Below are 7,676 nucleotides of genomic sequence, written 5' to 3'. Positions count from 1 at the left end.
GTGGCCAGTAATAAAATAAATCCTTGTTAGTTTGGTCAAATATCTTTTTGACGTTTGTTTGATAAATCGGACCTGCAATTGTATCCAGGAAGATATCACTCCCATTAGAGCCACAGCCATATGTCGTACAAACACCGCCTACTTTTACCCCAGAGAGTTTCCCATCTGTACTTGTTGCTAGTTCCTGACTATTCTTATATTTCTGTGGGTCACCGGCATACCTCAAGGAATGCATGACAAGCCCGACACAATCAATCCCCGCCCAGTAATAAGGTGCGTAGTAGATGTATTTCCCATTGTTTCCTAGCCATATTTCCTCAATCCGAAACGAAAGAAAGGGACAGAAATTAATCTGTCCCCTTCACTTGATTTTATCTATTCCAAACCTTACGGCCTTGTTGCGCTCACCTCCACCGGATCGGAATTGCCGATATCCGACTTTGCACTTATGCGGTAATACCATGTTGCCCCGGCAGTTGCGCTGGTGTCGTTAAAACTATAGGTCTGCTTCTCATCTAGCGGCACAGTCGTCACATTGCTAAAAACACCCGTTGCTGATGTCGCCCTTTCTATTTCATAACCATTTACACAACCTGGATCCTGCGGAGATGGATTCCATGTAAGGTAAACACCTGAAGTAGAAGGTAAAGCTTGAACCGACTCTGGTGCGTCGGGGCCTTCATTTACATTTGGATCATCTACCCATGCCCATTTGAGAATACTATAATGTGTTGGTGTTCGCTTCCAGGTATAAACATCACCATTCTGCGCAAATACCGGCTCACCATAATCTTCATCTATACGTACATCATCCTCAAGAAAGGTTTCTTTTCTTGGTGGAAAATCAACCGTACCGATAATTTTTCCACACTTAGTTATCTTGTAAATACGTGTATGTGATGGCTCTCCAATATTATGAGCAATCCCGTACAAATAGCCTGCATTATCACGCTTGAATTGATCAAAACCATCCGGTACGTTACAATTATACGTTGCATCTTCAAATTCAATAACCTGATTATATTTGCCACCACCAGATATAGCACTTTTCTTTTCTCTTCCAAATAATAACGGCCTGTCAGTAAACTTGTTCAGAACATTGCCTTCAGGAGAATACTCAATTCCTGATCTAATTCCAACTTGAACAGTAAATTTACTTTTATTATTTGCTATAATTACTCGACTTTCAGGATTATAATCAATCCCATTTTTACGGTCAGACCATTCCCACTCTTCAGTTTGAATATTAAACAATCCTATCCCTAATAGTTTAATATCTTTGTGATATTGTGATAAAATTACTTTATCACCATCAAACTCAAAAATACTAATACCTGGATCAACAAATGATTTAATTAACACATTTTCCTGTGTAAAAACTTTAATCTGATTATTAGCCAAATCTTTTATTACAACGTTTCCATTTGGTATTACAATAAATGATTCAGGTAAAGTATCCATTGAATCACCCTCATAATATCCAAACTCCACACTACTTTTACCCCATTGCCCTTTAACTACTTCAACAGGTTCTTGCCAATTAGCTACTGCTTGTTCATTAATGAAAGCAAATATAATAATTGCTACGAACAATGAAATAACCTCTTTTAATCCCATAGTAACAATCTCCCAAACCCTAATGGTTTACTTATCAACCCTCGTCTTCTCTGTGGGGTTATATTAACTTTCCTAGACCACCAACCATTATTTACACAAATACCTCTAGCATTTCCTCCTACATCATTACAGTCAAAACCAAATGCATGAATTACATCATAATTGTTAGGTAGCCCTTCAAATTGAAGCACACTTTCTCCCCAACTTTCCGAATATACAGTATAAGCGTGTTTTGTAAATGGTGCAAAATCACCCCTGTGTACATTATCCTGATGACGTTTTTCATTTTTATAATAGTAATAAATATTTCCGCTATTTTTTCTTTCTTTATAAAATCCTTTGGTATAAAAATGATTCTTAAGGCTTGATGCATGCGAAATCGAGACACCATCCATCTTACCAAGTACAATACCGGCAGCATCTTTACCAACGGCCTCATAACCCGCCTGAATACCATGCCAGATCAGCCCCATGCAGTCAATACCTGCCCAATTAGCACTCTCAAACTGAGGCTTCGTAGATCTTTTTCCCCATTCTGAAGCCCATAACCCAGCCCACTTTTTAGTACCATTTGCCGACACCTGCCCAGTGTTTTCATTAAGTTTGCCTTTATAACCACCTGTGACCGAAAGTCTTCTTACTGTTGCCGCCAAATAAAAATCTATTTGTACACCATTAGCATCGTTAATAGGTACAGGCCTAACCGTTATTATTTCCCCATTCATTGCACTATCAATAATTTCTATAATTCTCTTTCTGGCATTCACTTGTGCAATCGTATTTACTGCATTACCACTATCAAAAAGTGCCACCAAATTATTAAAGAAACCCTCTCCGTAAACGCCGGATGCCATTCTTTCTTCAACACTCATTGGCCTATAGACAGGACTATATATCAAACCATCAGGATCTTCCTCTATTATCTGATTAGTCAAAGTATATGGTACTGCTAGTAAATCCAAATAGACATTATTAGGTGGCGACTTTTGGTTTATTACTGTTGTATTAAATTCATCAATAGTTTGCTTGCCTCCGAAACTATAGGCCATACCGCCATTGTGTGAACCTGCACATTCCGCACAATTTGGAGGTCCATATTCAGAATTGGCAGCTGTCCTGTCACTCCTTCTGGAATACCATTGGTCTGTCGGTGCATCGACACCTGCAGTACCCTGAACACCTGCAAAGTATTCCATTTTTTCAATCATGGCATCATTAAAGGGTTTTACTATATTTACATACAACTCATAAAGCCCCGTATCCTCCCCGCCAATCGCATTAGCATCGGCTTTGTTAATTAGGTTATCCCGGTCCACAGATAAGAACCTTTTTGTTCTTTCCCTATAGCCTACCAGCAAACCCTTATCAACAATCTTGTTCAGCCAGCTGTTGCTTGCGCCATCAATATCCCTTTTACCGTAATCCTTCATCAGTTTCCTGAAAATATTGCTCGTATCATCGCTGTTTGATGGATTTACTTTGTCGGAAACATACTTCTTAAATTTACCGCCTTCATAAGTTATACTGACCTTTGTATTTCCTATCCTGACATCATTATTTGCGCCATACTGTCTGATGCCGCCCATATTAAACTCCCTTTTGAACTTTATTATAGCATCTATTGTATTGATATCATTAAATACACCATCTTCAGGCGCAAGGCGGTAACTGGCAACACTCCGTTTCCTTGATACCACCTGATTGAGCATCTCTTGCACAAAATCAAAGCCTTGATTGTAAGGTGTACTGCCTGTGGATTTGCTCTCCTTTCCATCGGCAATAAAAACGGCAGTCCCGGATAAAACCTCTGAAAGCCTTACATTCCCATTGTGCTTTACATTTATGGGTAGCACTATCCGTTCGCCTTTATCCGTTCCACCTTTTACAACTGTTTCTTCACCATCTTTATTTTGTATGTATAAATCGAGATCAACCGTCTCTTTGTCATAACCGGCATCTGTTTCCAGTTTCATCATAACAATGCTGATGCCGGAGGCAGAAATATTTTTAAAAACAGCACAGGGATTGATATCAGTCGATTCTGCGCAGGCAAATTCAGGCAGGGGCGTTAACTTGAAATTCTTTAATCTAGGATTACCGTTAACCCTCAGCTTTGCCTCATCTTTATCATCAAAGTAAGCGTTACCGTCTTTGTACCCCCGGATAATTATCGTCTTTGTACCCAATACTGGATAATAATCATGACAGAAAGGATCATTACCAAGTACACCCAGCGGTCGGTAAAAAATCAAAAGCAAAAGATCGTTAGTAAGGGTTAAATACCGATTCCTGCATTTGAAACGAATTGCTAACACTTTATATTTCCTCAGCCGAAACAAAAAAAGGGAACAGAATTTAATCCGTTCCCTTCATCTAATTTTATCAACTCCAATGCTTACGGCCTTGCTGCACTCACCTCCACCGGGTCAGAATTGCCGATAGCTGAGGTAGCCATAATTCGGTAGTACCATGTTGCCCCGGCAGTGGCGCCGGTATCGTTAAAACTATAGGTCTGCTTTTCATCAAGGGGTACAGTTGTCACATTGCTAAAAACACCTGTTGCTGATGTCGCCCTTTCTATATCATAACTATTTACACAACCTGGATCCTGCGGAGATGGATTCCATGTAAGGTAGACACCTGAAGTAGACGGTAAAGCTTGCACCTCTTCCGGCATATCAGGACCTTCTTTTATATTTGGATCATCCACCCATGTCCACTTGAGGATACTATAGGCTTCCGGTGATCGTTTCCATGTATAAACATCTCCGTTCTGTGCAAAGACAGGTTCACCATAAGCTTCTTTAAGTGGGACGCCGGGATAAGGATTTGTGTAAGTTCCCTTAGCCGTTGGATAATCAAGTGTGCCGATTATTTTCCCACATTTAGTCATTTTGTAGATTCGTGTATGAGCAGGCTTTCCTACGTTATGCGCGATCCCATACAAATATCCGTCATTATCTCGCCTGAAAGTATCAAAACCATCTGGGACAGTACAATTGTAGGTTGCATTTTCAAATTGAATTACTTGATTTGCTTTACCATCATTTGTTTTTCCATCCTTGATTTCTTTGCCAAATAAAAAAGGTCGATTGGTAAATATGCCCAAAACATCACCAGAAAAAGAATATTCTATACCGGATGAGTCACTCGTTGGAATAATAAAACTGTTTTTATCTTCGGACATAAGAGTCATTCTAATAAAATCAGGAAACACCTTATTATCGGGTTCAATCCATAACCACTCTTCAGATTGAATATTAAACAGACCGATTGTTCTTATTCTTTTTATTCTATCTTTTTTTGCAGTAATAATGACATCTGGATTAAACTCAAAAATGCCTAAGCTAGATTGAACAAATGCTTTCAGTAACTCACCACTATTCCCAAATATCTTAAAACGATTATTTGAAGCATCTTCAATAATAATTTTCCCATCTGACATTACAATGAATTCTCTGGGATATGTATCAAGCATCTCACCATTATAGTAGCCAAACTCATTATCTCCTGCTCCCCATCCCCTTGTTAATACTTCTATAGGTTCCTGCCAATTAGCTTTACCAACTGATGGCAAACAAAATATTAATGCAAATAATAAAATACTTCTTATTCGCTTTAATCCCATAACATCAACCTCCCAAATCCTTGAGTCTCAAGTAACCAGTGTCTATGATTCGCCGTGACACCTACTTTTCTGTACCACCAATTTTCATCTACACAATCTTCTCTCCGTTCATCATTTCGAACATCATTACAATCGAACCCAAAGGCATGAATTACATCATACTCAGCATGTATCCACTCAAAGGTTCTACTATTCACTGCCCCCCACCTGTCCGAATATACCGCATAAGCATGTGGAGCAAAAGTGCCAAAATCCCCCCTATGTAGGTTATCTTGATGATTATTATTATTTACATAATGGTAATAAACATTATTATGCATTTCTGCATCCTTATTAAATTGTGCTGCACTAAACCACCCTAATGAGCCGGACTCCTCAAGTGAAATCCATGAGTTATCAGGGCAAAGATTATCGATATCATTAGGATTATTACCAACTCTGTTTGCACCACATATTTTACCTAACTTGATAACATCATCATCAAAATGATTTAAAGCCTCTTGTAACGCATTCCAAATTATTCCCATACAATCTGTACCGGCCCAATATTTTACCTTATATTCTTCCGCCGTACCAAGTTCACCCGAATGTGCAGAATAAAGCCCCGGCCACCTATTAGCGCTATTATTTACAGCAGTACTAACCAATCCCGTAGCATCATCAATATTCCCCCTATAAAGAGCAGAATCTGCTTCTATAGTGAAGGCAGCATCTCCTACAATCAGCAACGTACTGTTATTCAGTGCCAACTTTTCACTTTCAGTAAGCGCATTATATTCTGCCCAACTTCGAACAGTAATATCTAGAACCTGCCGCTCAGCCTCTGTCATATCCAGAGCTTCATTTATATCTATTCCCCCTGTGTCTGGACGAGGAACCATTCTGGTATTAAAGGTATTTTCAATGCTTTCATATTTGCTGTTTGGTGGTGCAGGCCATCTTGAAACAGTATTATTGAATTCCTCTACCGTTTGCTTACCACCGAAACTATAGGCCATTCCACCACAATGATGACCTTGATTAAGAGCATCTACTACAGGTTCTTTATTATTGTTACACACCCCGCCGGAAGCATATGTTGAAAATGGTACATTTGCATCATTTAAACGGGAAGTCCAGCTTTCTGTCGGCAACTCGCCTTCTATTGGCTCACCCTCAAAATTGACTGGTCTTCCGGCATAGCGTTCCATTTCGGTAATCATTGCCTTATTGAAGGGTTCTACCACATTTTTATAAAGCTCATAAAGACCTGTATCATTTACATGATTCAATGGTGCAAAGTTAATATACTGGTCTCTTGTCGGTGTATCTGACCTAACTGTTGTTTCAGTATTACCTACAAGTAAACCATTATCAATTACTTTATTCAACCAAAGAGAGCTTACACCATCTACATCCCTCATACCATAATCTTTCATCATCTTTTTAAAGATGTTACTTGTCCTGTCAGTTTCCCTATACGCCTTGAATGCACCATTTTCATACTCTATATCAACCAGAGTATTTCCGTACTTTATCCTGTCAGTATCAATTCCGGCCATATTGAAGCTATCCTTAAATATTTGAAGAGCATCTACAACAGATTGATTATATCTGCCATCCTCATTTAGAAGATTATAGTTAACAGCCCCACCATTCCTTCTTAACTCTCGCTTCCTTGGAATTACCTGATTAAGCATCTCCTGTATAAAGTAAAACCGTTTGGTATTATCTCTTTCCTCTATTGCCTTTTTACTACCATCTTCTTTTATTAAATCTGCCTCACGGTAAGAACCAGAATGATTGATATTATTATCAAAAGTGAAGACAGCAGTGCCATTTAGAACCTCTTCAAGTGTCACATTTCCATTATGTCTGACATTGATAGGAAGAACCCTCCTGCCACCTGAATCCTTTCCACCTTCAATTACTGTGTTTTCTTTTTTATAGTCAATGTATAAATCCAGATCAATGATTTTCTTATTGAAGCCGTCAAGTGCCTCTAACTTGAGTTTGACTATACTCACCTCAGTTCCGGGTATTTTTTTGAAAATACCACAGGGATTAATGTCGCTCGATTCTGTACAGGCGAATTCAGATAAAGGCGTTAGTTTGAACCTGTGATGCAGCGGATTACCGTTAAACCTTAATTTTGCATTATCCTTATCATCAAATGGCGCTTTCCCATCTTTATACCCTTGAATAACAATTATCTTTACTCCCAATGCCGGATAATAATCATGACAGAATTTACCGCTCACACCTTTTAGTGCTGCTTCCCCCTCACTGCATTCCAGCTTCAAATACACCGGGTCCAGGTCCAGCACCCTAAGCCCCCCATCGGTACTCGCCAGATAAACCCAGCCGTCCTTTTCAACCAATGCCTTTACTTCACCGAGCAGTTCATCAATTACCCCGTTTTCTCCAACAGGCGCCGCATCTATCTTGTTAA

General features: G+C 39.2%; 5 protein-coding genes. All 5 read right to left on the bottom strand.

Going from position 1 to position 7,676, the window contains the following annotated elements:
- The coding region (locus OEV42_20910; GenBank protein ID MDH3976731.1) for a hypothetical protein at window positions 1–235 on the bottom strand (235 nt) is incomplete at its 3' end.
- Between the two features lie 152 nt (window positions 236–387).
- The gene (locus OEV42_20905; GenBank protein ID MDH3976730.1) at window positions 388–1,617 is read right to left on the bottom strand and encodes a fibronectin type III domain-containing protein; all 1,230 of its coding nucleotides are present in this window, start codon (window positions 1,615–1,617) and stop codon (window positions 388–390) included.
- Complete coding sequence (locus OEV42_20900; protein ID MDH3976729.1) at window positions 1,608–3,932, bottom strand: hypothetical protein; 2,325 nt, start codon at window positions 3,930–3,932, stop codon at window positions 1,608–1,610. The genes OEV42_20905 and OEV42_20900 overlap by 10 nt, the downstream gene beginning before the upstream one ends.
- Before the next feature lie 80 nt (window positions 3,933–4,012).
- Entirely contained in the window at window positions 4,013–5,245 is a 1,233-nt protein-coding gene (locus OEV42_20895) for a hypothetical protein (protein MDH3976728.1), read from the bottom strand.
- On the bottom strand, window positions 5,236–7,676 hold a 2,441-nt coding region (locus OEV42_20890; GenBank protein MDH3976727.1), incomplete at its 5' end, for a hypothetical protein. The genes OEV42_20890 and OEV42_20895, both read right to left, overlap by 10 nt.

The sequence above is a fragment of the Deltaproteobacteria bacterium genome (genome assembly GCA_029860075.1).
GTDB lineage: Bacteria > Desulfobacterota > JADFVX01 > JADFVX01 > JADFVX01 > JAOUBX01.
The sequence above is the reverse complement of the archived record's forward strand: the minus strand, read 5'-3'. Positions and strand labels throughout refer to the sequence as shown.

Coding starts and splice junctions, on each gene's coding strand:
- OEV42_20905 (MDH3976730.1), bottom strand. CDS start 1,617: ATGGGATTAAAAGAGGTTATTTCATTGTTCGTAGCAATTATTATATTT.
- OEV42_20895 (MDH3976728.1), bottom strand. CDS start 5,245: ATGGGATTAAAGCGAATAAGAAGTATTTTATTATTTGCATTAATATTT.